Origin of the sequence: Rhizobium sp. RU33A (assembly GCF_900156055.1) — a bacterium.
Classification (GTDB): domain Bacteria; phylum Pseudomonadota; class Alphaproteobacteria; order Rhizobiales; family Rhizobiaceae; genus Allorhizobium.
The window spans coordinates 290,938-313,448 of record NZ_FTMQ01000003.1; the positions used below are offsets into that span (position 1 = coordinate 290,938).

Genomic DNA, 22,511 nt, shown 5'->3' on the forward strand with positions numbered 1-22,511 from the left:
GCCCTCCGATCTCACGGTTCTTCGTATTGGATGAAGCTCGGTTCGGCCAGATCCGCAAAGCGGGTGAACTCCGACTGGAAGGCGAGCTTGACGGTGCCGGTCGGTCCGTGACGCTGCTTGGCGATGATGACGTCGGCCGTACCCTTTACCTTTTCCATATGCGCTTCCCATTCCGGATACTTCGGATCGGCGATATCGCGAGGCTCGAGGTTCTTCACATAGTATTCCTCGCGGAACACGAAGAGCACGACGTCGGCGTCCTGCTCGATCGAACCCGATTCGCGAAGGTCGGAGAGCTGCGGGCGCTTGTCTTCGCGATTTTCAACCTGACGGGAGAGCTGGGAAAGTGCAACGATCGGCACGTTCAGTTCCTTGCCCAGCGATTTGAGGCCGGTGGTGATCTGGGTGATTTCCTGAACGCGGTTTTCGCCCGACTTGCCGGAGCCGGTCATCAGCTGAATATAGTCGATGACAAGGAAGTCGAGACCGCGCTGACGCTTCAGACGACGGGCACGGGCAGCGAGCTGAGCAATCGAGATGCCACCGGTCTGGTCGATGAACAGCGGCACCTTCTGCATGGTCTGGGAAAAGCCGACAAGCTTTTCGAATTCGTGCTCGGTGATGTCACCGCGACGGATCTTCGAGGAGGAGACTTCCGTCTGTTCGGACATGATACGCGTAGCCAGCTGTTCAGCCGACATTTCGAGCGAGTAGAAGCCGACGACGCCGCCGTTCTTCGCCTTGAAGGAGCCGTCGGGCAGGACTTCCGGCTCGTAAGCCGCCGCGATGTTCCAGGCGATGTTGGTGGCAAGCGAGGTCTTGCCCATACCCGGACGACCCGCGAGCACGATCAAGTCGGAGCGCTGCAGACCGCCCATCTTGGCATCGAGCGACATGATGCCGGTGGAGACGCCCGAGAGGTTGCCGTCACGCTCGAAAGCAGCCCCTGCCATGTCGACGGCCTGGGCGACCGCATCCGAGAAGGACTGGAAGCCGCCGTCGTACCGGCCGTTTTCGGCCAGCGCGAAGAGGCGGCGTTCGGTGTCTTCGATCTGCGCCTGCGGCGGCATGTCGAGCGGTGCATCATAGGCGATGTTGACGACATCCTCACCGATCTGGATCAGCGAGCGGCGCAGCGCCAGATCGTAGATAGCGCGACCATAGTCCTCCGCATTGATGATGGTGACCGCTTCGGAGGCCAGACGAGCGAGATATTGCGCCACCGTCAGGTCACCGACCTTCTGGTCGGCCGGCAGGAAGGTCTTGATCGTGACCGGGTTTGCCGTCTTGCCCATGCGGATGATCTCGGAGGCTACCTCGAAGATTTTCCGGTGCAGCGGCTCATAGAGATGTTCGGGCTTCAGGAAGTCCGAAACGCGGTAGAAGGCATCGTTGTTGACGAGAATGGCACCGAGCAGGGCCTGTTCGGCTTCGATATTGTTCGGAGCCTCCCGATAGAGCGGCTCAGCCGCTTGGACCGGGCTCAGTTTGCGCGCAGCATCATTCATTCGTTCGTATCCGTTCAGTGGGTCGGCGGTGGCTGCACCATAGCGAGAACTCGGGCCAGCGGAATGGCCAGCGCAGCAACCCACATTGATTCACAGGCGCCCCAACGCAACTTTAGAAAAAGCCGAGCAATCCGATCTTTTCGGTTGACTGTGACATCAGGCGAATCGGCCTCGCGAGCTTTCATTGTATCAGAGCGGCACGTTGGATTGATCGCGAAAATGCATCACCGGGCGGATCGGCGCGTGGCCAGATCGGATCTCGTGCGTTCGCCTACACTTCCTGGGCTGCAAACCTGCTCCATGCGCAAGCTGCATGGCTGCCATCTCATGCACACGCTTGTTTTCCGACGCACGACGATTAATTAGGGTCAATATAGATAGCAACCTAATTAGTAGGAGGCGTTGCAGATGTCGCGGCAGTCCCAAAACGAGCAGCTCTTTGACGAAATGTCGGCCTTCAACCGCAAGCTCCGGGCCTTCTTCGACGCCGCCGTGCGGGAGGAGGGGCTGACGCTCGCTCGGGCCCGCGCGCTTTTTGCCATCGCCCGCCGCGGTCCGATGACGCAAAAGGAACTGGCCGAGGAACTCGAAATCGAGACGCCGACGCTCGTGCGCGTGCTCGACGGCATGGCGCGCCAGGATCTGATCGTCCGGACAGAGGACGCACACGATCGTCGCGCCAAGCGCATCGCCATGACCGAAGCTGGCAATTTGGCCTTTGACAGGATGCATGTTCTGGCCGCCGGCTTGCGTGAAGAGATCGCCGATGAAATCTCCGAAGACGACATCGAAATTGCCCTGTCCGTCGTCCGGCGGCTGACCCGCAATCTCCAGCACCTCGACCAGAAAAAGGTGCGGCCATGAGCACGGTTGTCCAAACCGCCAAGCCGGTCCTGGCGGATGAAACCAGAGCGCCTGCGTCCGCAACACCTGCCGAGCCGACCGCACCCGCCATGCCTGCGACCAAGCCTCTCTGGCTCGGCGCGATCTATGTGGCTTCCGGCCTCTTGCTGTTCATCACCCAGGGATTGGGAATGAACATCGTCAATGCCAATCTCTTCCAGTTGCAGGGCGAATTCTCTGCGACTGCAGTCGAGGCGGCCTGGCTTTCCGCTGCCTACATGGCGCCCTATGCGACACTCTCGATCGCGCTCTTCAAGGTGCGGACCCAATATGGTCTTCGACCATTTGCGGAGTGGAGCATCCTGCTCTTCGTGCTGGCCTCTGCGCTCAATCTGTTCGTCGACGACCTGCATTCCGCCCTTGTCGTGCGCTTCATCAGCGGCTGTGCCGCGGCTCCGATCTCGACACTGGGCTTCATGTATGTGCTGGAGGCTTTTCCACTGCAGCGGAAGCTCACTCATGGGCTCACCATTGCCTTGACGGGCACATTGCTCGCTGCGCCGCTGGCGCGGATGATCTCGCCCGGCCTGCTTCAGGTCGAAGGCTGGCAGGCGCTCTATTCCCTGGAGGTCGGTCTGGCGCTGATTTCCATGGCCATCATCTTCGCATTGCCACTCACCCCACCCCCACGGGCGAAGGTGATCGAGCGTATCGACATCCTTTCCTACCTGTTGCTGGCAGCTGGCATCGGCTGTCTCGCCGTCTTCCTGACGCTCGGTCGCCTGTACTGGTGGTTCGAAACCTGGTGGCTTGGGGCGCTGCTTGCTGCATCGATCCTGTTCGTTGCCGCAACGGCATTGATCGAGGCACACCGTGCAAATCCGATGCTCGACTTCCGTTGGATCTTCTCGCGCGACAACCTGCATATGGCTGCCGTACTTCTGATCTTTCGCGCTGTGTCTTCGGAGCAGTCATCGACCGCCGTCAGCTTCTTCCAGCAGATCGGACTGCTCAACGACCAGCAATTCGCGCTCTGGGGCTTCGTCCTGATCACCTTGGTCGCCGGCGGGCTCTTCTGCATGGTCCTGATGTCGTCGAGATTCGTTGCGGCGGCGCATGTGATCGCTCTCGTTCTGATCGCCGGCGGCGCCTATCTCGACAGTCAGGCTACCAGCCTGACCCGTCCCGAGCAGTTCTATCTCAGCCAGAGCATGATCGCCTTCGGCGCCGCCATGTTCCTGCCACCCGTCATGGCCAAGGGCTTCATGGGAGCCCTGCAAAAGGGACCGACCTACATCATCAACTTCATCGTGATCTTCCTCTTCACACAGATCACCGGCGCCCTTTTGACGACGTCGCTGCTTGGCACCTTCGTCACCATTCGCGAGAAGTTCCATTCGGCCCATCTGGTCGAGAACATTCTCCTCACCCGGCCCGAAGTCGCCCAGCGTGTCAGCCAATTGGCTGGTGCTTATGGCAAGGTCATCGCCGACCCGACCATTCTCAAGGCAGAAGGGCTCGTCCTCCTGTCGCAGCAGGTAACACGCGAGGCTTACGTCCTCGCCTACACCGACACCTTCCTCCTGATCTCACTCGTGACGACCGCAGCGCTTGCCGTGCTCGTCATCCATCTCGCCTGGAATGGTTTGCGCAACATGCGAGCCGCGCCGGTCGAGCAAGCCACCCAATCCTGATATTTCGAAAAAGAGTCCGCCACCATGTTGAAGAAAATGTTCACCCCCGTCACCATCCTGATCATCATCGGAGCGTTGCTCGGCACGTCGCTGGTGCTCTACGCCTGGCGCCTGCCGCCCTTCACGAGCTCGGTCGAAATGACCGATAACGCTTATGTTCGGGGTTATGTCACCACTTTGAGCCCGCAGGTCAGCGGTTATGTCGTCGACGTGCCGGTGCAGGATTACCAGCCCGTCGAGAAGGGCCAGATCCTCGCGCGCATCGACGATCGCATCTATCGCCAAAAGCTCGCACAGGCAGAGGCTGCCCTTGCCACGCAGAAAGCCGCACTCGACAATTCGCACCAGCAGGAGCTTGCGGCCCAGGCGAGGATCGCCTCCAGCGAAGCTGCCGTGGATTCGGCTAATGCCGACCTTGAACAGGCACAAAGTCAGTCGGACCGTCAGGACAGCCTGATCCGCAGTGGCGTCGCGACCACCAGCGCCCAGGAACAGGCTCATGCCACACTCGATCGCGCCCGGGCCGGCATGGCACAGGCAAAGGCCGCCGTCGAAGTTTCGCGCCAGGACCTGCAGACCATCATCGTCAACCGTGGCTCGCTCGAAGCGGCTGTCGCCAATGCGCAGGCCGCAGTGGAACTGGCCAAGATCGATCTGTCCAACACCGAAATTCGCGCTCCCCGCGAAGGCAGGCTTGGCGAGGTTGGCGTGCGCATCGGTCAATATGTTTCCGCAGGCACTCAATTGATGGCGGTTGTGCCGCAGGATGTCTGGATTATCGCCAATTTCAAGGAGACCCAGCTTGCCGGCATGGCTGTCGGTCAGCCCGTCGACATCCAGGTGGACGCACTCAATCGCAAGGCTTTGCGGGGCCGCATCGAGCGCTTCTCGCCTGCCACGGGCTCAGAATTCTCGGTGATCAAGGCTGACAATGCCAGTGGCAACTTCGTCAAGATCGCGCAGCGCATGGGGGTTAGGATTGCAATCGAGAACCCACAGGATGCCAATTCGATCCTGACACCAGGCATGTCAGTCGTTGTGCGTATCGACAAGAGTGCCGAACCCGCCTGAGGGAGGCGTCCGACGACAAAAAAGCCCGGCCTTGCAAATGCAGGGCCGAGCCTTTTTGTAACGCTACACCCGAAGGTGGGAGCGATTAGTCGTCTTCGCCGTCCATGTCGGCGTCCGGATCGAAGAAGTCTTCCGGACGAAGAGCGTCTTCGTCAACGCCGTAGATGGCGTCGGCCGAGGTCAGGCTTTCGCCCTTGGACTGGCGCTCGGCTTCTTCGGCCGAACGGGCCACGTTGAGCTCGACGGACAGCTCGACTTCCGCATGCAGGTGCAGCGTAACCTGATGCAGGCCGATGGCCTTGATCGGGGTGTTCAGCTCGACCTGGTTGCGGCCGATGTTGAAGCCTTCGGCGCCCAAGATTTCGACGACGTCACGAGCAGCGACCGAACCGTAGAGCTGGCCGGTTTCGCCAGCCGAACGGACGACGATGAAGGACTTGCCGGCGAGAGCGTCGGCAACCGTCTGGGCCTCCGACTTGCGCTCGAGGTTGCGGGCTTCGAGCGTGGCGCGCTCTGAATCGAAGCGCTTCTTGTTGGCTTCGTTGGCGCGCAGCGCCTTGCCCTGCGGCAGAAGGTAGTTACGAGCGAAGCCGTCGCGAACCTTTACGGTTTCGCCCATCTGGCCGAGCTTTGCGATGCGTTCGAGGAGAATGACCTGCATGATCCTGTTCCTTTCAGTTGTCAGTGTCGGAGTTTGAAGTGTCGGCCTTGCCGGCCGGCGTCAGGGCAACGGTCCTTCGTGTGTCCGAAAGGCCGATGATGAAGGGGATCATGAGCGGAAGCAGCATGATCGAAGAGAGATAGGCGAGCACGAGGGCCGGCAGGCGCCAGTCCTTGCCCCGCGTCTTGAGATGCATGGAGGCAAAGCCAGCCATCAGGAAGCCTGCGCCGAAGGTACCACAGACAACGGCGCCGATCATGGCGGGCACCCCGCCCAGGAAACAGCCGATGATGCCGGCGAGGAAGATGAAGACCGTGTTGCGGTTCATCCGGAGCGCCGACGGAAAATCTTCGCGCGGACGCTTGTTGCGGCCGGAAGCCGTGACGATCCGCATGGCGATGTAGTACATCATCGTCAGCAGCAGAACCCAAGTGCCGCCCTGGATGATCGGCAGCAGGATGACCATGGTCCGCTTCAACTGCTCGAGCGCCACCGCATCGGGCAGCATGGCCGGATCCTGCGTGCTCATGGCCTGCGTCATCGCATCAACAAGCTGGCCCGTGAATTCGGGGCCAAAGCCAATGATCACGCCGAGCACGACGACGGCGATCGACACGAAAGCACAGAGCTGGAGTAGGATATCGGAAAGCGGATACCAGGCCATCAGGTGGTCAGGGCCACCGATTTCAGACGCGGGGCGCGCCAGGCTCGACAGATGTGCCAGCCAGCCAGCCGGCCCGAGCGTGAAGATTGCCATGCCGAAGGCAAATGTCGGCGATACGCTGACCATGCCGAGAAGGGCGGCCGTGATGATCGCGGTGATGGCGGCGGCATTGCCCCAGCCGAGGCCGACGATCAGAACGGGAAGGGCGGAAGCAGCATAGAGGATGGAGGCAAGCGTGGGCTGTGCCGCAGCACCCAGCACGAGCAGGGCGGCGGTAATGCCGGCAACAAAGCCGGTCGTCAGCGATTTCGCATCCAGGTTCTTCAATGTCGCTGTCCTGCTGTTCTAGCAGTTAGGGGAAGGGCTAACGCGATCTCGCAAGAGCCATCCCCAACATGGGTTTTCACCTGACGTCGCGGCAATCGCGCCATCTGGCAGTCGGTTCCGATCCGCGCCCAACGCGGAAGGGATGAAGCCCGCCGACAAAGGTCGGCAGGCTTCGGATCAGATTACGCTACGACGTAAGGCAGCAGGCCGAGGAAACGGGCGCGCTTGATGGCCTGGGCCAGTTCGCGCTGCTTCTTCTGGGAAACTGCGGTGATACGCGAAGGAACGATCTTGCCGCGCTCAGAAATGTAGCGCTGCAGGAGACGGACGTCCTTGTAGTCGATCTTCGGAGCATTTGCGCCCGAGAAGGGGCAGGTCTTGCGACGACGATGGAAAGGACGACGTGCCTGAGAAGAGGATGCATCAGCCATTGTGTGTTCTCCTATTGCTCAGATTACGCGCGGTCTTCGCGCGGACGACGCTCGAAGCCACCTTCACGCGGGCCACGGTCCGGACGCGGACCACGATCGCCACGGTCACCGAAGTCGCGGCGCGGGCCACGATCGTCGCCATCACGACGCGGACGGTCGTCACGGTCGCGCTTCTGCATCATGGCAGACGGGCCTTCTTCGTGGGCTTCAACAGCGATGGTCATGTAACGAAGAACGTCTTCGTTGATGCGCATCTGGCGCTCCATTTCATGGACGGCCGGTGCCGGAGCGTCGATGTCCATGAGGGCGTAGTGAGCCTTGCGGTTCTTCTTGATGCGGTAGGTCAGGGACTTGAGGCCCCAATTTTCTACGCGCCCGACCTTGCCGCCGTTAGCTTCGATAACACCCTTGTACTGTTCGACGAGGGCATCAACCTGCTGAGCGGACATATCCTGCCGGGCAAGGAATACGTGTTCGTAAAGAGCCATGTAAGCTTTGCCTTTTCTTGCGGTTGTCGTCACCCGGATCCGGCGCTAAGCCTCACAGACTGCTCCTGTGCGGCGTGTGCCGCGGCAAGAAAAGTGTTGTGTTCGAGACGGTCGAGAGCGGAGACACGGGAGACCGGAAACCTTATGGTTCCTGCTGCAAGCCTCATCGACCTGCCAGCCCTCCGTTCAGCCACCAGCCAGAGACCGGGTGTTGTGAACGGCGCGCTTATACGCGCATTGGCCACAAAAGCAAGGGCCGCACGGCATTTTCTGCCGGCGGCCCTCTGGCTTCACATCCGTAGGAGCAGGTTCAGACCTGCACGAGTGCAATCGTATATCCGATGTACGCAACGATCATCGCGCCCGCTGTCAGCCTGCGGACCCCGAGATGGGCGAGAAGCAGGAAGGCAAAGCCAAGGGTGACGCCCAGCATGACCGGAATGTCGAAGCTCGCAAAGCGCGGTGCGATGACGATCGGCTGAATGACGGAGGTGACGCCGAGGATGAACAGGATGTTGAAGATGTTCGAGCCGACGATGTTGCCGATCATGATGTCGGAATGCTTGCGCAGCGCCGACATGATGCCGGTCGCAAGCTCCGGCAGCGAGGTGCCGACGGCAACGACCGTCAGGCCGATGACGGCTTCCGAGACGCCGAAGTCGCGGGCGAGGTTGGTCGCGCCGCGGACAAGGAGTTCCGCGCCGACAAACAGGGTGGCCAGACCACCGAGGATGAGAAGGGTCATGAAGCCCGTGCCGAGTATCTCGTGCTTGACGTCTTCATTCGCCACTTCTTCGATCGCACCCTTACCCTGAACATAGGCGTAGACGATGTAGGCGATCAGACCCGCGACCATGAGGAGGCCTGCGATTCGCCCGATGGCCTCGAACTGGACGAGACCCAGCAACAGAACGGCAGCGCCGATCATCACATAGGTGTCGCGTTTCACACCCTTGTCCCAATGCGTGATCGGGAAGATCATCGCACAGGCTCCGACGATCAGGAGGATGTTGGCCGTGTTAGAGCCGACGACGTTCCCAAGCGCGATGTCGGAGGAACCGGTGAGGGCGGCACGGACTGAGACCAGTAGCTCCGGCATGGATGTGCCGAAGCCGACGATGACGAGCGAGACGATCAGCGTCGGTATGGCGAGCTTCTGCGCCACGGCGATAGCGCCCCGCAAGAGCCATTCGGCCCCGAAATAAAGGCCGACCAGGCCCCCGGCCACGAACAGGTAATCCAAGACAAACCCCCATAAAACTAGGCCCAAACGGCCGATATGTGATCGTCGCCGCAGGTGGTGATGCACTGCGGCGATGTTTAGGTCACGTCCGTTCACGTTTTTGTTGGTCGGACGGCTTCCCGGTATCCGTGTCGTCAGATCGGCATCGGATAGAGGCGATGGATCTTGGCGATCTCCTGCATCACTTCGTCGGACAGACTTAGCTCTGCAGCGTCGATATTGGTCTTCAGCTGCTCCATCGTCGTTGCGCCAATGATCACGGAGGCCATGAACGGGCGCGTCAGGCAGAAGGCGAGCGCCATGGCCGAGGGATCAATGTCATGCTTGGCCGCAAGCTCGACATAGGCGCGCGTTGCCGCTTCCTGATGCGGCACGAGACGGCCGCCGATGTCACCATTGATCGAGCCACGCGAGCCCGCCGGCTTCTTTCCGTCGAGATATTTGCCCGAGAGAATACCACCCGCAAGCGGTGAATAGGCGAGCAGGCCAACGTCTTCGTGGTGAGAGAGTTCAGCCAGATCGAGATCGTAGTGGCGATAGAGCAGATTATACTCGTTCTGGATCGTCGCGACACGCGGAAGCCCCTTGGCTTCGGCAAGCGTCAGGTATTTCTGTGTGCCCCAGGTGGTCTCGTTGGACAGTCCGACCGCCCGAAGCTTGCCGGCCTTCACACACTCGCCCAAGGCATCCAGGATTTCCGCGATGTCGGCGGAGGCCGTTGTCTTGTCCTGTTTGTAAGGATTGTAGCTCCAGGCGCCGCGGAAGTGGAAATGCCCGCGGTTTGGCCAGTGGATCTGATAGAGGTCGACATAGTCGGTCTTCAATCGCTTCAGACTGGCGTCGAGCGCTTGCCTGACTACGGCGCCGGTGATCGGCTTGCCCTCGCGGATATAGGGGCGGCCAGGGCCGACGACTTTGGTTGCCAGAACCACTTTGTCGCGATTGCCGGTCTTTTCAAACCAGTCGCCCATCAGGCGTTCGGTGTCCGCATAGGTCTCCGCCGAAAGTGGCGTCGTAGGATAAAGTTCGGCCGTGTCGAAGAAGTTGACGCCGTGGTCGAGCGCATAATCCATCTGCGCATAGGCTTCCTCAGCGCTGTTCTGCGAGCCCCAGGTCATCGTGCCCAGGCAGATTTCGGAAACAAGGATATCAGTTCGGCCGAGCCGGTTCATCTTCATGGGGGGAAGCCTCTGATGTGGAGGGATTGCCTTGGGAGGCGGGATCAGTTCCGGAGCAATCTAGTCAGAAATTGATGCATCGCAAGATGTCGATAGCTGTGGAACAGCCCTCTATTTGCGGTGTTTCGGCCGGTCGAGGAATGGTGCCAAGGCTTGACTCGCAAGGGCCAACTGTGAATTGACAGGAAAAAACCAAGGGAGACACGCCCATGTCAGTCGCATTCACCTTTCCCGGTCAGGGCAGCCAGGCCGTCGGAATGGGCAAGGACCTTGCCGACAATTTTGCCGAAGCCCGTGCCGTCTTCCAAGAGGTCGACGAAGCGCTCGGCCAGAAGCTGTCCGACATCATGTGGAATGGTCCGGAAGAGACACTGACGCTGACCGCCAACGCCCAGCCGGCGCTGATGGCCGTCTCGATGGCCGTCATCCGCGTGCTGGAAGCCAAGGGCCTGGATCTCAAGTCCAAGGTTGCCTACGTCGCCGGCCATTCGCTCGGCGAGTATTCCGCACTCTGTGCTGCCAGCACCTTCTCGATCGCAGACACCGCGCGTCTCCTGCGCATTCGCGGCAATGCCATGCAGGCCGCCGTCCCCGTGGGTGAAGGCGCTATGGCCGCCATCATCGGCCTCGAGCACGGCGATGTGCAGGCGATCTGCACGGAAGCCTCCGCAATCGGTCCCTGCCAGATCGCCAATGACAATGGCGGCGGACAGCTTGTCATCTCCGGCGGTAAGGCCGCCGTCGAGAAGGCCGCAGCACTCGCCACCGAAAAGGGCGCCAAGCGCGCCATCATGCTGCCGGTCTCCGCACCCTTCCATTCGGCCCTGATGGGCCCGGCAGCCGACGCCATGCGCGAGGCGCTGGCCAAGGTCGAGAAGCGTGATCCCATCGTGCCGCTAGTCGCCAATGTGCGTGCCGCTCCTGTGACATCCCCGTCCGAAATCGCTGATCTGCTCGTTGAGCAGGTCACCGGCCAGGTGCGCTGGCGCGAGACGGTCGAGTGGTTCGGCACTAATGGCGTGACCACGCTTTATGAAGTGGGTGCCGGCAAGGTCCTGACAGGCCTTGCCCGCCGCATCGACAAGAACATCAACGGTGTGGCCGTCAACGGCCCAGCCGACATTGACGCTGCGATCGCCGCCCTCAACGGCTGATCGCTCCAACGAACAACAAGGAACCCGACCATGTTTGATCTGACCGGCCGCAAGGCCCTCGTGACTGGCGCCACCGGAGGCATCGGCGAAGAAATCGCCCGCCAGCTGCATGCCCGGGGCGCAATTGTCGGCCTGCACGGCACGCGCGTCGAAAAACTGGAAGCGCTGGCCGCCGAGCTCGGCGACCGCGTCAAGATCTTCCCGGCGAACCTTTCCGATCGCGACGAAGTCAAGGCGCTCGGCGAAAAGGCCGAAGCCGAACTCGAAGGCGTCGACATCCTCGTCAACAATGCTGGCATCACCAAGGACGGCCTGTTCGTCCGCATGTCGGATGCCGACTGGGATGCGGTGCTCGAAGTCAACCTGACGGCTGTCTTCCGCCTGACGCGCGAGCTGACCCATCCGATGATGCGCCGCCGCTTCGGCCGCATCATCAACATCACCTCGATCGTCGGCGTGACCGGCAATCCGGGCCAGGCCAATTACTGCGCCTCCAAGGCCGGCATGATCGGCTTTTCCAAGTCGCTCGCCCAGGAAATTGCCACGCGCAACGTGACGGTCAATTGCGTGGCGCCGGGCTTCATCGAAAGCGCCATGACAGGCAAGCTGAACGACAAGCAGAAGGATGCGATCATGGGCGCCATCCCGATGAAGCGCATGGGCACGGGCGCAGAAGTCGCTTCCGCAGTCGTTTACCTCGCCTCCAACGAGGCAGCCTACATGACCGGGCAGACGTTGCACGTGAATGGCGGCATGGCGATGATCTGATCTCATCGCCGGAAGCAGCCCCTGCGCAATAGGATGTTCACCAAGGCAAGGGGGCGAATTTCAGGCTTTGCGGCGCGCTTAAACCGTGTTAAGCGGGCCATGACTGTGAGCAGTTGCTCCGTCTCATGAGCCGAAGTTTATGCTTTTGTTTGCATAAACCGCTCTGGGTCAGGGCCGAACAGGTTTGCTGGTGGGACGAAAGCGTCACTGGCTGAATGCAGGGTAGGGACGCCATTAAGGCTCCCTCTGAATTTTAGAAGGTCGAGGATACCGACATGAGCGATATCGCAGAACGCGTGAAGAAAATTGTAGTTGATCATCTCGGCGTTGACGCTGAAAAGGTCGTCGAAGGCGCGAGCTTCATCGACGATCTGGGCGCTGACTCGCTCGACACCGTCGAACTCGTCATGGCCTTCGAAGAAGAATTCGGCGTCGAGATCCCGGACGATGCAGCTGACTCGATCCTGACGGTCGGCGACGCCGTCAAGTTCATCGAGAAGGCCCAGGCCTGATCGATCACACTGCTGCGGAAGGCGGGCGCGAGCCCGTCCTATCCGCTTGGGCCCGCGATGAGCGGGCCTTGTTGTATCTGGACCTTTGTTTACAGTGACTTCGGTCAACCAATTTAGGGTGGGCTTCGCACGATGAGACGTGTCGTCATCACCGGTACCGGCATGGTATCGCCTCTGGGATGTGGAACGGAACTGACCTGGCAGCGGCTACTGGCCGGCCAGAGCGGTGCCCGCCTGGTCACGGAATTTGAGGTTGAGGATCTGCCGGCCAAGATCGCCTGCCGCATCCCGACCGAAGGCGAGGGCGCCTGGAACCCCGACGACTGGATGGAGCCCAAGGACCAGCGCAAGGTTGACGCCTTCATCATCTATGCCCTTGCTGCAGCCGATATGGCGTTGAAGGATGCCGGCTGGGCACCAAAGAACTACGAAGAAGAGTGTGCCACGGGCGTCCTGATCGGCTCCGGCATCGGCGGCCTCGAAGGCATTGTCGAAGCCGGCCACATCCTGCGCGACAAGGGCCCGCGTCGCCTCTCGCCCTTCTTCATTCCGGGCCGCCTGATCAACCTCGCCTCCGGCCAGGTTTCGATCCGCCACAAGCTGCGTGGCCCGAACCATTCCGTCGTGACAGCCTGCTCGACCGGTGCCCATGCGATCGGTGATGCTGCCCGTCTGGTCGCGCTCGGCGATGCCGACGTCATGGTCGCCGGCGGTACCGAATCGCCGATCAGCCGCATCTCGCTCGCCGGCTTTGCCGCCTGCAAGGCGCTGTCGACCGCCCGCAACGACAACCCGACCGCCGCCTCGCGTCCATATGACAAGGATCGTGATGGCTTCGTCATGGGCGAAGGCGCTGGCATCGTCGTTCTGGAAGAGCTGGAACACGCCAAGGCCCGCGGCGCCAAGATCTATGCCGAAGTTGTCGGCTACGGTCTCTCGGGCGACGCCTTCCACATCACGGCTCCCTCCGAAGATGGTGACGGTGCGTTCCGCTGCATGACCATGGCGCTGAAACGTGCCGGTCTGACGCCGTCCGATATCGACTACATCAACGCCCACGGCACCTCGACCATGGCCGATACGATCGAGCTGGGTGCCGTCGAGCGCCTGCTCGGCGATCACGCCGAAAATGTCTCGATGTCGTCGACCAAGTCGGCCATCGGTCACCTGCTTGGTGCGGCCGGTGCGGTGGAAGCAATCTTCTCGGCGCTGGCGATCCGCGACAACATCGCGCCGCCGACGCTCAACCTCGACACTCCCGATGTCGAGACCAAGATCGACCTCGTCCCGCACAAGGCGAGACCGCGCGAGATCAACGTCGCCTTGTCGAATTCCTTCGGCTTTGGCGGAACCAATGCCTCGCTGGTGCTGAAGCGCTACGAGGCCTGATCGCACCCGGGCGGCCGGTCGCTGATCTGCCGCCCGCGATTGCACTGGATGAAGACCGGGCGCTCTTGCCCGCCACCACTTTTAGCGGGTAGAAATCATGCCAACGCCCGGCGCATCTGTGCCGGACGATGACCCGGATTTTTGCCGCATTGCTGGATAAAACAGCCGCGAGTGCGAAACAAAGAAGGATTGCCGGTGACCGACAACAGCCAGAACGGCGGTAGCCAGAACAACGGTGTCTCCTTCGGCCGCGATGCCGAGACCCAGCCGGGCAAGGGACCCTTCATTCCGAAGTCGCCGAACGAGGCCCTGCGCCCCGAGCGCGTGCCGCAGCCGCCGCGCCGCTCGCGCAAGGCGCGCAGCCAGCTGGTGATCTTCCTGAACTTCCTGATGACCATGGTGGTCTTCGTCAGCGTCGTGGCCGTTGCCGGCTTCTTCTATGTCATGGACAGCTACCAAAAGCCCGGTCCGCTCGTCGCCAACACCAATTTCGTTGTGCGCAGCGGTGCTGGCCTCGCCGAGATAGCCAACAACCTGGAACGCAACGGCATCGTCTCTGACGCCCGGATCTATCGGTATGTGACGACGACCTATCTCACGGACGGCCAGACGCTGAAGGCCGGCGAATATGAGATTAAGGCCGGCTCTTCGATGAAGGAGATCACGGCGCTGCTCGAATCCGGCAAGTCCATCCTGTATTCGGTGTCCTTCCCGGAAGGCCTGACCGTCAAACAGATGTTCCTGCGGCTTGCCGCCGATCCGGTGCTTGAAGGTGACCTGCCTGCGGAGCTTCCGCCGGAAGGCAGCCTGCGTCCGGATACCTACAAGTTCACACGCGGCACCAACCGTGCCGAGATCGTTGCTCAGATGCGCGCCGCCCAGGAGCGCCTGATCGATCAGATCTGGGAAAAGCGCGATCCGGATCTGCCGGTCACCACGAAGGAAGAATTCGTCACGCTGGCTTCGATCGTCGAAAAGGAAACTGGCAAGGACGACGAGCGTGCCCATGTCGCCTCGGTCTTCATCAACCGGTTGAACAAGCGCATGCGCCTGCAATCGGACCCGACGATCATCTATGGCCTTTTTGGCGGTGACGGCAAACCCGCAGATCGCCCGATCTATCAGTCTGATATCCGCAAGGAAACGCCCTACAACACCTATGTGATCAGGGGGCTGCCGCCGGGCCCGATCGCCAATCCGGGCCGTGCTGCCCTCGAGGCGGTCGCCCATCCGTGGAAGACGGAAGATCTCTATTTCGTCGCCGACGGAACCGGTGGTCACGCCTTTGCCAAGACGCTCGACGAGCACAATGCGAATGTCCGTCGCTGGCGCAAGATCGAGGCCGAGCGGGCTCAAACGCCGCCAGCGACCCTCGATGTCGATCCGGAAGTCGATCCGTCGGCCAATAACTGAGACCGACGGTAAGGGGCGGGGACATGACACTGCAATCCATGACGGGCTTCGCCCGGGTCGAGGGCTCGTCCGGCAGGTACCGCTGGGCCTGGGAACTGCGCTCGGTGAACGGCAAGGGGCTCGACCTGCGCACGCGCCTGCCGCAGGGGCACGAAGCGCTGGAGACGGATATCCGTCGCCTTGCCAGCGAGCGTCTGACGCGCGGCAATCTGCAGATCGGCCTCAGCGTGACTGTCAGTGAAAACCGCGTCGAAGCGGTGCTCAATCACGATGCGTTGGCGGCCGTTCTCGCCTTGCGCAACGAGCTCGGACCCGATGTACTGGACCCGGCTCCGCTCAGGCTGGACACACTCCTGTCGATCCGGGGGCTTGTCGATATGCGCGAGGCAACCGATGACGCCGAGGCGATTGCCGAGCGTGACGCGGACATTCTCGCCGGCCTCGGACGCGCCATCTCCGCACTGGTCGACATGCGGACAACCGAGGGGGCGGCGCTGCGCCGCATCCTCGAAGAGCATATCGCCAGGATCGAAGAGCTTGCCCTGCAGATCGAGGCGGATCCGTCGCGTTCGCCCGATGAGATCGCACGCCGGCTTGAAGCCCAGCTTGCCAGTCTGATGGATACGACCAGCGGCCTCGACCGCGACCGCCTGCATCAGGAAATCGCCCTGATCGCCACCAAGGCGGATCTGCGGGAGGAAATCGATCGCCTCAAGGCCCATGTGACGGCGGCCCGCGAACTGTTGTCCGTGGGTGGTCCCGTCGGCCGCAAGCTCGATTTCCTGGCGCAGGAATTTAACCGAGAATCAAATACTATCTGTTCCAAGTCCAATGCCGTCGCAGTCACTGCCGCCGGCATTGAATTGAAGGTCGTCATCGACCAGTTCCGCGAACAGGTTCAGAATCTGGAGTAGTCCATGGCCGCTGCCGCCCCCACCTCCATCAAGATCGCAAGGCGTGGCCTGATGCTCGTCATCTCCTCGCCCTCGGGCGCCGGAAAGTCGACGATCGCCCGCACCCTGATGGATCGCGACCAGCAGATCAGCCTCTCGGTCAGCGTCACCACGCGCCAGCGCCGTCAGAGCGAGATCGAGGGCGTGCATTACCACTTCGTTTCGCAGCGCGAATTCGAACGCCTGCGCGACAGCGACTCGCTGCTCGAATGGGCGCAGGTACACGGCAACTACTACGGCACGCCGCGCGAAGCCGTGGAGACGGCCATGGGCGAGGGCCGGGACATGCTCTTCGACATCGATTGGCAGGGCGCGCAGCAGCTGCAGGAAAAGATGTCGGCCGATGTCGTCTCGATCTTCATCCTGCCGCCGACCATGGCCGAACTGCAGTCGCGCCTTCATCGCCGTGCAGAGGATACGGAGGAGGTCATCCAGACCCGCCTTAATAATTCCCGCTCAGAGATCAAGCACTGGCGCGAATATGACTATGTCATCGTCAATGACGACCTGAACTCCGCCTTCGACGCCGTCCAGTCGATCGTCAAGGCCGAGCGCCTGCGCCGCGATCGTCGCCATGGCCTCTTCGATTTCGTCGAAGGCCTGATCGCCTGAGATTGTCTCTGATCCATTGAAAAGGGCGGCCCGATTATCTCGGCCGCCCTTTTTGCTTGGATCATTCACCTCTTGGGAAGCGCTGACTTTCTTCGAGAATGTTGAGGTCCATATGGTTGCGCATATAGCGCTCCGAGGCCTTCTGCAGCGGCTGGTAGTCCCAAGGGAAATAGGCGCCGTTGCGGAGCGCCGTATAGACGATGTGGCGTCGAGCCTGGCTTTCGCGGACCGCGGCATCGAAGCGTGACAAGTCCCAACGCTTTGCTGCTTCGTCGCTCAGTGCGTTGAACACGCCAGCCACCGCCAGATCGTCAGCGAGATTGGTCATCTCATAGGGATCGGCCTCCAGATCGGTCAAGATCGGTGGATCTGAGGCACAGAGCGTCAGTTTGTAACGCTCGTTTCGAAGCCCGACCATGGGGCTCACCGTGCCCTCCGCCGCATACTCCATCGGCACGATGCCACGGCTGCCGGTGCCCGTCGCAAGCGGCATCAGGTCCTCGCCATCGGTCCAGTCGGAAATCGTCGAGATGTCTATGCCCGCGAGGGCGGCCAGGGTTGGCGTGACGTCGAGTGTCGAGACCGGCGTGGTCACCAGCTTTCCCTCGATCCCCGGGACCGCCATCATCATCGGTACCCGCGCCGAGCCCTCGAAGAAGTTCATCTTGAACCAGAGGCCTCGCTCACCAAGCATGTCGCCATGGTCGGAGACGAAGAGAATGATCGTGTTCTCCGCCATCCGGGTGCGCTCGAGCACGTCAAGGATCTCGCCGATCTTGTCGTCGACATAGGAGATATTGGCGAAGTAGCCCTGACGCGCCCGCGCGACGTTGTCGTCGGTGATGTCGAAGGCGAGGTGGTCACAGGCATCCATGAGGCGCTGCGAATGCGGATCCTGTTCGTCGTAGGGGATCGCAGGCACACTTGGCTGCAGGGCCTCGCAGCCCTCGTAGAGATCCCAATACTTTCGCCGCGCGACATATGGATCGTGCGGATGGGTAAAGCTCACCGTCAGACACCACGGCCGCTCGTCGTGTCCGCGCGACAGGTCGTAGAGCCGGCGCGTGGCGTTGTAGGCCACCTCGTCGTCATACTCCATCTGGTTGGTGATCTCGGCAACGCCGGCGCCCGTGACGGAACCCAGATTATGATACCACCAGTCGATGCGTTCGCCCGGCTTGCGATAGTCGGGCGTCCAGCCGAAATCGGCGGGATAGATATCGGTCGTCAGCCGCTCCTCGAAACCGTGCAACTGATCCGGCCCGACGAAATGCATCTTGCCGGAAAGGCTAGTCTGGTAGCCGGCCGCCCTGAGGTGATGCGCATAGGTCGGGATATCGGAGGCGAATTCCGCTGCATTGTCGTAGACGCGCGTGCGGCTCGGCAATTGCCCGGACATGAAGGAGGCCCGCGCCGGTGCGCAGAGCGGGCTTGCCGTATAGGTGTTGGCAAAGCGCACGGAGCGCTTCGCCAGGGACTTGAGATGCGGAGCATGCAGGAAGTCGGCGGGACCGTCGGGGAAGAAGGTCCCGTTGGCCTGATCCACCATCAGGATCAGGATATTGGGGCGCGATGTCACTGGATTCGACCTCAGAGACCGAGAGCCGATTTGACCGCGGCGTCACCCGGCTGGCCGTCAAAGGTCGTCACGCCCTTCAGCCAGGCATCCATGACGGCAGGATTGGCCTTCAACCATTCCGTTGCGGCTTCCTTGGAATCTGTGCCGCCAAGGATCTCGCCCATCAGCACGTTTTCCATCGAGACGTCGAAGGTCATCTGCTTGAAGAGGGTGGCAGCGTTCGGGCAGCTGCCGGTCCAGCCAGTGCGGGCCAGCGTATAGACTTCGGCACCGCCGTAATTTGCGCCGAAATAGGCGTCGCCGCCTGAAAGATAGGTGAGGTCGAAACGTTCGTTCATCGGATGCGGCGCCCAGGCGAGGAAGACCACGCCCTTGCCTTCCTTCGTGGCGCGCTCGACCTGGGCCAGCATCGCCTGCTCGCCGGACTCGACAAGTTCCCAGCCCTTCAATCCGAACTCGCCGGCATCGATCATCTTCTGAATGTTCGCATTGGCCGGCGCGCCAGGCTCGATACCGTAGATCTTGCTTTCGAACTCGTCGGGGTTTTTGCCGAGATCAGCGAAATCCTTTATGCCCTTGTCTGCAACCGCGGTCGGGACAGCGAGGGTGAACTTTGCACCTTCCAGGTTCTTCGCCAAGACTTCGATCGCCTGGGCGCCATTCAGATCGTCGATGAAGGCCTGCTGAGCGGGCATCCAGTTGCCGAGAAACACGTCGATCTCGCCGTTTTTCATCGACTGATAGCCGATCGGCACGGAGAGCGTCTTCACGTCGGGCTCATAGCCGAGCGCTTCAAGAACGACCGTCGCGACACCATTGGTCGCCGTGATGTCGGTCCAGCCCGGATCGGACAACCGGACGACCTTGCAGCTCTCGGCGTCCGCAGCGGCCGCCGAGGTCGTGATCAACAGCATTGCCAGAGCGGCGAGCCCGCCAAGGCGTGTGCCGGACGTAAGTGTCTTGCGCATGATGGTTCCCTCTTGTTGTGATATTGGTTACCCTTATTCAAGAGCCGCACCATTCAGCTGTGAAGCGGGAGAATTTTGATGTTTCACATAGAAAATTCTTATGTCTGAAGCGCTGATCGATCTCGCCTGGATGCGACTGCTGGTCGAGATCGACCGGAAAGGCTCCCTGTCGGGGGCAGCCGGAGCGCTCGGCCTGACGCAGCCGGCCGTGAGCTATCAGATCCGCCTTCTGGAGCAGCGATTTGGTCAGCCCTTGCTGCATCGCCTGCACAGGGGCGTGAGGTACACCGATGAAGGACGGCGGCTGCTCGCGATTGCGGAACGCACGGTGTCGGAGGTGGATGCCCTGCAACGCAGCGTGCGTGCAGCCCGCAGAAGACCCACCGTGCGACTTGCCACGGATTACGCCTTCTCCAGCCTTTGGCTCATTCCGCGCATGCATGCCTTTCGCCAGCGCCATCCGGAAATCGATTTGCAAATCGTCGCAACCCAGCGCCTCGGGCACCATTGGCGCGAGGATGCTGATCTCGCCGTCGCCTTCGGGGCGGGCAGCGAGTTCGGGGCCGATGCCCGATTGCTGATGCCCGAACGGGTCGTGCCCGTCTGCACGCCCACACTGGCGCGCAGCCTCACGGAAGGTCCCGGCCTGCCGATCCGGCAACGTCCCTTGATCCATCTCGAAGCCGAGCAAGTCTCTCCCTGGCTCGATTGGCCTGCCTACCTGTCGCGTTTGCAACTGGGCGAAAGTCTGCAAGACAGTCCGGGCGATCTCCGCTTCAACACCTATGCCCTCGTGGTTCAAGCTGCCATGGCCGGGCAGGGTGTCGCGCTCGGCTGGCTGGGGATCGTGGATCATCTGCTCGACGCGAACCTGCTGGTTATGGCGGGTGACATGGTGTCTGTTGAAGGGCGTGGCTATTGGCTCGTGCCGGGCAGCGGCGGTGAAGCCGTCACATTGCTCGCCGCTTGGTTGGCCGACGAGGCAGCCGATTCAGTTGCCTGACGGACCCCGAACCGACGGGCCAAAGAAGTCGCGTCATCGAGGTATGACTGACAGGATGTTCAGAGACTTGGCGCCCCGCAGTGGCGCTTGCCATACCGCTCGTGGCTCTGGCCGGCATGACCTATGTCGAAATCAACACGGCGTTCACTGCGTACCAGCACGCTCGCCGACGCCGTACAACCTGCTCCTCAGAGCAGATTGGCGATCCGGCAAAATTCCTCGACGCTGAGCGTTTCCGCCCGGCGTTGAGGATCGATCTCGGCGCGGGCGAGCAATGCTTCGCCGCCGATCGGCTTGAGGCTTTGCCGGAGCATCTTGCGACGCTGGCCGAAAGCAGCCTGTGTCGCCTTTTCCAGCTTGTCCGGATCACAGGGCAGGGGCTTTTCGATCGGGACCAGATGGACCACGGTCGAGGTCACCTTGGGCGGCGGCGTGAAGGCTTGCGGCGGGATGTCGAAGGCCATGTGCGCCTCCGTCCGCCAGCCACAGAGCACGCCGAGCCTGCCATAATGGTTGTCGTCCTCACGTGCTACGATCCGCTGCCCGACTTCCTTCTGGAACATCAGCGTCAGGGACTGCCAGAAGGGCGGCCATTGGCCTGGCAACAGCCAGTTGACCAGCAACTGCGTGCCGACATTGTAGGGCAGGTTGGCGATGATCTTGACCGGCTCGCCAGGGGCCAGGCTCTCGAAATCGGTTTTCAGCGCATCACCTTCGATCACCTCGAGGCGACCGGGATAATGGTCGGCAATCTCCTGCAGAGCCGGCAGGCAACGCGGATCACGCTCGATGGCAATGACCTTCTTCGCGCCTAGAGCCAGGATTGCCCGCGTAAGGCCCCCCGGACCCGGCCCAACCTCGATCACCGTCACACCTTCGAGCGAACCGGCATTGCGGGCCACCTTCTGGGTCAGGTTCAGATCGAGCAGGAAGTTCTGCCCGAGCGCTTTCTTGGCATCCAGGCCATGGCGCGCGATCACGTCGCGCAGCGGCGGCAGTCCATCGAGCGCGGCCATCAGAGAGATGCATCCCGGTCATGCGCCATTCGATCCGCCATCCGCAAGGCTGCAACGAGGCTGGTTTCCTTGGCAAAACCGCTGCCGGCGAGACCGAAAGCCGTCCCGTGGTCCGGCGAAGTGCGGATGAAGGGAAGCCCAAGCGTCACGTTGACGCTGTCGTCGAAGCCGAGTGCCTTGGCCGGGATCAGTGCCTGATCGTGATACATGCAGATCGCCACGTCATAGCGGGTGCGCGCATCGTCGTGGAACATGGTGTCGGCAGGCAGGGGGCCGAAGGCATCGATGCCCTCGTCGCGCAGCTTTCGGATCGCCGGATGGATGATGTCGTCGTCCTCATGGCCGATCGCGCCATTCTCCCCCGCATGCGGGTTGAGACCGGCAACCGCAAGCCGCGGGGAGGTGATCCCGAACCGGTCAGTGAGATCCTTCGCGACGATCCGGCAGGTGTCAACGATCAGGTCTTCCGTCAGCGCGCCGGGAACATCTTTCAACGGGATGTGTATGGTCACGGGCACCGCCTTGAGCTTCGGACCTGCGAGCATCATGACCGGCATGACGGCGCTGCCCTTTGCCCGCGCCGCGAGATCGGCGAGAAACTCGGTATGTCCTGGAAAACCGAAGCCGGCTTCGTACAGCACGGATTTCGCAATCGGATTGGTGACGACCGCGCGTACCGCAGCTGCGAGGCAAAGCGCAACTGATGTTTCGATGGCTGTGATCGTGCCACGGGCATTCGCCACATGCGGTTTGCCGGCCAAGACGTCGACGCCGGTTGAAATGGGGAGAACTGGAAGCGCCCGGACGAAGACGTCGCTCGCATGCGCCGCATCCGTCTCCTCGACGGCAACATCGAGTTCCAACTGGCGCGCCCGAACCTTCAGGACCTCGGGATCGCCGACATAGATAAACGGCGGAAGCGCCAGCTCATCACGTTTCAGCCACGCCTGAAGAGCGATATCCGGCCCGATGCCGGCCGGATCGCCCTGGCTGAGCGCCAGCGGAAGGACGCCATTGGTCATGGATCGGCCTTTCG

The 22,511-nt window shown here is 61.5% G+C and carries 22 protein-coding genes; 11 read left to right on the forward strand and 11 right to left on the reverse strand.

Annotated elements, in window-relative coordinates:
• Nucleotides 1–11: 11 nt before the first annotated feature.
• A complete protein-coding gene (locus BW978_RS12310; protein ID WP_076395502.1) occupies nt 12–1,508 on the reverse strand; it encodes a replicative DNA helicase in 1,497 nt (498 codons plus the stop codon).
• Between the two features lie 408 nt (nt 1,509–1,916).
• Between BW978_RS12310 and BW978_RS12315 the strand changes: the two genes are divergently transcribed.
• The 3 genes from BW978_RS12315 to BW978_RS12325 are packed head-to-tail and all read left to right on the forward strand — an operon-like array spanning nt 1,917 to nt 5,116.
• Nucleotides 1,917–2,372: a MarR family winged helix-turn-helix transcriptional regulator gene (locus BW978_RS12315; RefSeq protein WP_076395504.1), complete on the forward strand. Its 456-nt coding sequence runs from the start codon at nt 1,917–1,919 to the stop codon at nt 2,370–2,372.
• Entirely contained in the window at nt 2,369–4,045 is a 1,677-nt protein-coding gene (locus tag BW978_RS12320; protein ID WP_076395506.1) for an MFS transporter, read from the forward strand. Before BW978_RS12315 ends, BW978_RS12320 begins: the two co-directional genes overlap by 4 nt.
• A gap of 24 nt (nt 4,046–4,069) precedes the next feature.
• On the forward strand, nt 4,070–5,116 hold the full coding sequence (locus BW978_RS12325; RefSeq protein ID WP_076395508.1) for an HlyD family secretion protein: 1,047 nt from the start codon (nt 4,070–4,072) through the stop codon (nt 5,114–5,116).
• Between the two features lie 85 nt (nt 5,117–5,201).
• Here the strand turns inward: BW978_RS12325 and rplI are convergent, their stop codons facing one another.
• The 6 genes from rplI to BW978_RS12355 all read right to left on the reverse strand — a co-directional run bounded on the left by rplI (nt 5,202) and on the right by BW978_RS12355 (nt 10,108).
• On the reverse strand, nt 5,202–5,777 hold the full coding sequence (gene rplI / locus BW978_RS12330; RefSeq protein ID WP_076395510.1) for a 50S ribosomal protein L9: 576 nt from the start codon (nt 5,775–5,777) through the stop codon (nt 5,202–5,204).
• A gap of 13 nt (nt 5,778–5,790) precedes the next feature.
• Nucleotides 5,791–6,768, reverse strand: a complete 978-nt coding sequence (locus BW978_RS12335; protein WP_076395512.1) for a DUF2232 domain-containing protein — start codon at nt 6,766–6,768, stop codon at nt 5,791–5,793.
• Between the two features lie 182 nt (nt 6,769–6,950).
• Nucleotides 6,951–7,199 (reverse strand): 30S ribosomal protein S18, encoded by a 249-nt coding sequence (rpsR, locus tag BW978_RS12340; RefSeq protein ID WP_003502063.1) that lies wholly within the window; start codon nt 7,197–7,199, stop codon nt 6,951–6,953.
• Nucleotides 7,200–7,222: 23 nt separating this feature from the next.
• On the reverse strand, nt 7,223–7,687 hold the full coding sequence (gene rpsF / locus BW978_RS12345) for a 30S ribosomal protein S6 (protein ID WP_076395514.1): 465 nt from the start codon (nt 7,685–7,687) through the stop codon (nt 7,223–7,225).
• A 310-nt stretch (nt 7,688–7,997) separates the two neighbouring features.
• On the reverse strand, nt 7,998–8,930 hold the full coding sequence (locus tag BW978_RS12350) for a calcium/sodium antiporter (protein WP_076395516.1): 933 nt from the start codon (nt 8,928–8,930) through the stop codon (nt 7,998–8,000).
• A 134-nt stretch (nt 8,931–9,064) separates the two neighbouring features.
• Nucleotides 9,065–10,108, reverse strand: a complete 1,044-nt coding sequence (locus BW978_RS12355) for an aldo/keto reductase (RefSeq protein ID WP_076395518.1) — start codon at nt 10,106–10,108, stop codon at nt 9,065–9,067.
• Nucleotides 10,109–10,317: 209 nt separating this feature from the next.
• Here BW978_RS12355 and fabD point away from each other — a divergent pair, with 209 nt between their 5' ends.
• From fabD to gmk, 7 genes are all read left to right on the forward strand, one after another.
• A complete protein-coding gene (fabD, locus tag BW978_RS12360; protein ID WP_076395520.1) occupies nt 10,318–11,262 on the forward strand; it encodes an ACP S-malonyltransferase in 945 nt (314 codons plus the stop codon).
• A 30-nt stretch (nt 11,263–11,292) separates the two neighbouring features.
• Nucleotides 11,293–12,030 (forward strand): 3-oxoacyl-[acyl-carrier-protein] reductase, encoded by a 738-nt coding sequence (gene fabG, locus BW978_RS12365; RefSeq protein ID WP_076395522.1) that lies wholly within the window; start codon nt 11,293–11,295, stop codon nt 12,028–12,030.
• A 275-nt stretch (nt 12,031–12,305) separates the two neighbouring features.
• Nucleotides 12,306–12,542 carry an acyl carrier protein gene (locus tag BW978_RS12370; protein WP_006727438.1) on the forward strand — a complete coding sequence of 79 codons (237 nt, stop codon included), beginning with the start codon at nt 12,306–12,308 and terminating at the stop codon, nt 12,540–12,542.
• Nucleotides 12,543–12,674: 132 nt separating this feature from the next.
• On the forward strand, nt 12,675–13,931 hold the full coding sequence (gene fabF / locus BW978_RS12375) for a beta-ketoacyl-ACP synthase II (protein ID WP_076395524.1): 1,257 nt from the start codon (nt 12,675–12,677) through the stop codon (nt 13,929–13,931).
• Between the two features lie 195 nt (nt 13,932–14,126).
• Nucleotides 14,127–15,344, forward strand: a complete 1,218-nt coding sequence (gene mltG, locus BW978_RS12380; protein WP_076395526.1) for an endolytic transglycosylase MltG — start codon at nt 14,127–14,129, stop codon at nt 15,342–15,344.
• Between the two features lie 23 nt (nt 15,345–15,367).
• Nucleotides 15,368–16,258, forward strand: a complete 891-nt coding sequence (locus BW978_RS12385; protein ID WP_076395528.1) for a YicC/YloC family endoribonuclease — start codon at nt 15,368–15,370, stop codon at nt 16,256–16,258.
• A 3-nt stretch (nt 16,259–16,261) separates the two neighbouring features.
• The gene (gene gmk, locus BW978_RS12390) at nt 16,262–16,909 is read left to right on the forward strand and encodes a guanylate kinase (RefSeq protein WP_076395530.1); all 648 of its coding nucleotides are present in this window, start codon (nt 16,262–16,264) and stop codon (nt 16,907–16,909) included.
• A 61-nt stretch (nt 16,910–16,970) separates the two neighbouring features.
• On the opposite strand, the gene betC is transcribed toward gmk, so the two are convergent.
• Together betC and BW978_RS12400 are read right to left on the reverse strand one after the other, a co-directional pair.
• A complete protein-coding gene (betC, locus tag BW978_RS12395) occupies nt 16,971–18,488 on the reverse strand; it encodes a choline-sulfatase (protein ID WP_076395532.1) in 1,518 nt (505 codons plus the stop codon).
• An 11-nt stretch (nt 18,489–18,499) separates the two neighbouring features.
• A complete protein-coding gene (locus BW978_RS12400; protein ID WP_244551970.1) occupies nt 18,500–19,402 on the reverse strand; it encodes a choline ABC transporter substrate-binding protein in 903 nt (300 codons plus the stop codon).
• A 154-nt stretch (nt 19,403–19,556) separates the two neighbouring features.
• Here BW978_RS12400 and BW978_RS12405 point away from each other — a divergent pair, with 154 nt between their 5' ends.
• A complete protein-coding gene (locus BW978_RS12405; RefSeq protein ID WP_076395537.1) occupies nt 19,557–20,459 on the forward strand; it encodes a LysR family transcriptional regulator in 903 nt (300 codons plus the stop codon).
• A 188-nt stretch (nt 20,460–20,647) separates the two neighbouring features.
• On the opposite strand, the gene rsmA is transcribed toward BW978_RS12405, so the two are convergent.
• Together rsmA and pdxA are read right to left on the reverse strand one after the other, a co-directional pair.
• Nucleotides 20,648–21,475 carry a 16S rRNA (adenine(1518)-N(6)/adenine(1519)-N(6))-dimethyltransferase RsmA gene (rsmA, locus tag BW978_RS12410; protein ID WP_076395539.1) on the reverse strand — a complete coding sequence of 276 codons (828 nt, stop codon included), beginning with the start codon at nt 21,473–21,475 and terminating at the stop codon, nt 20,648–20,650.
• Nucleotides 21,475–22,497 (reverse strand): 4-hydroxythreonine-4-phosphate dehydrogenase PdxA, encoded by a 1,023-nt coding sequence (gene pdxA / locus BW978_RS12415; RefSeq protein ID WP_076395541.1) that lies wholly within the window; start codon nt 22,495–22,497, stop codon nt 21,475–21,477. The genes rsmA and pdxA overlap by 1 nt, the downstream gene beginning before the upstream one ends.
• Nucleotides 22,498–22,511 lie beyond the last annotated feature (14 nt).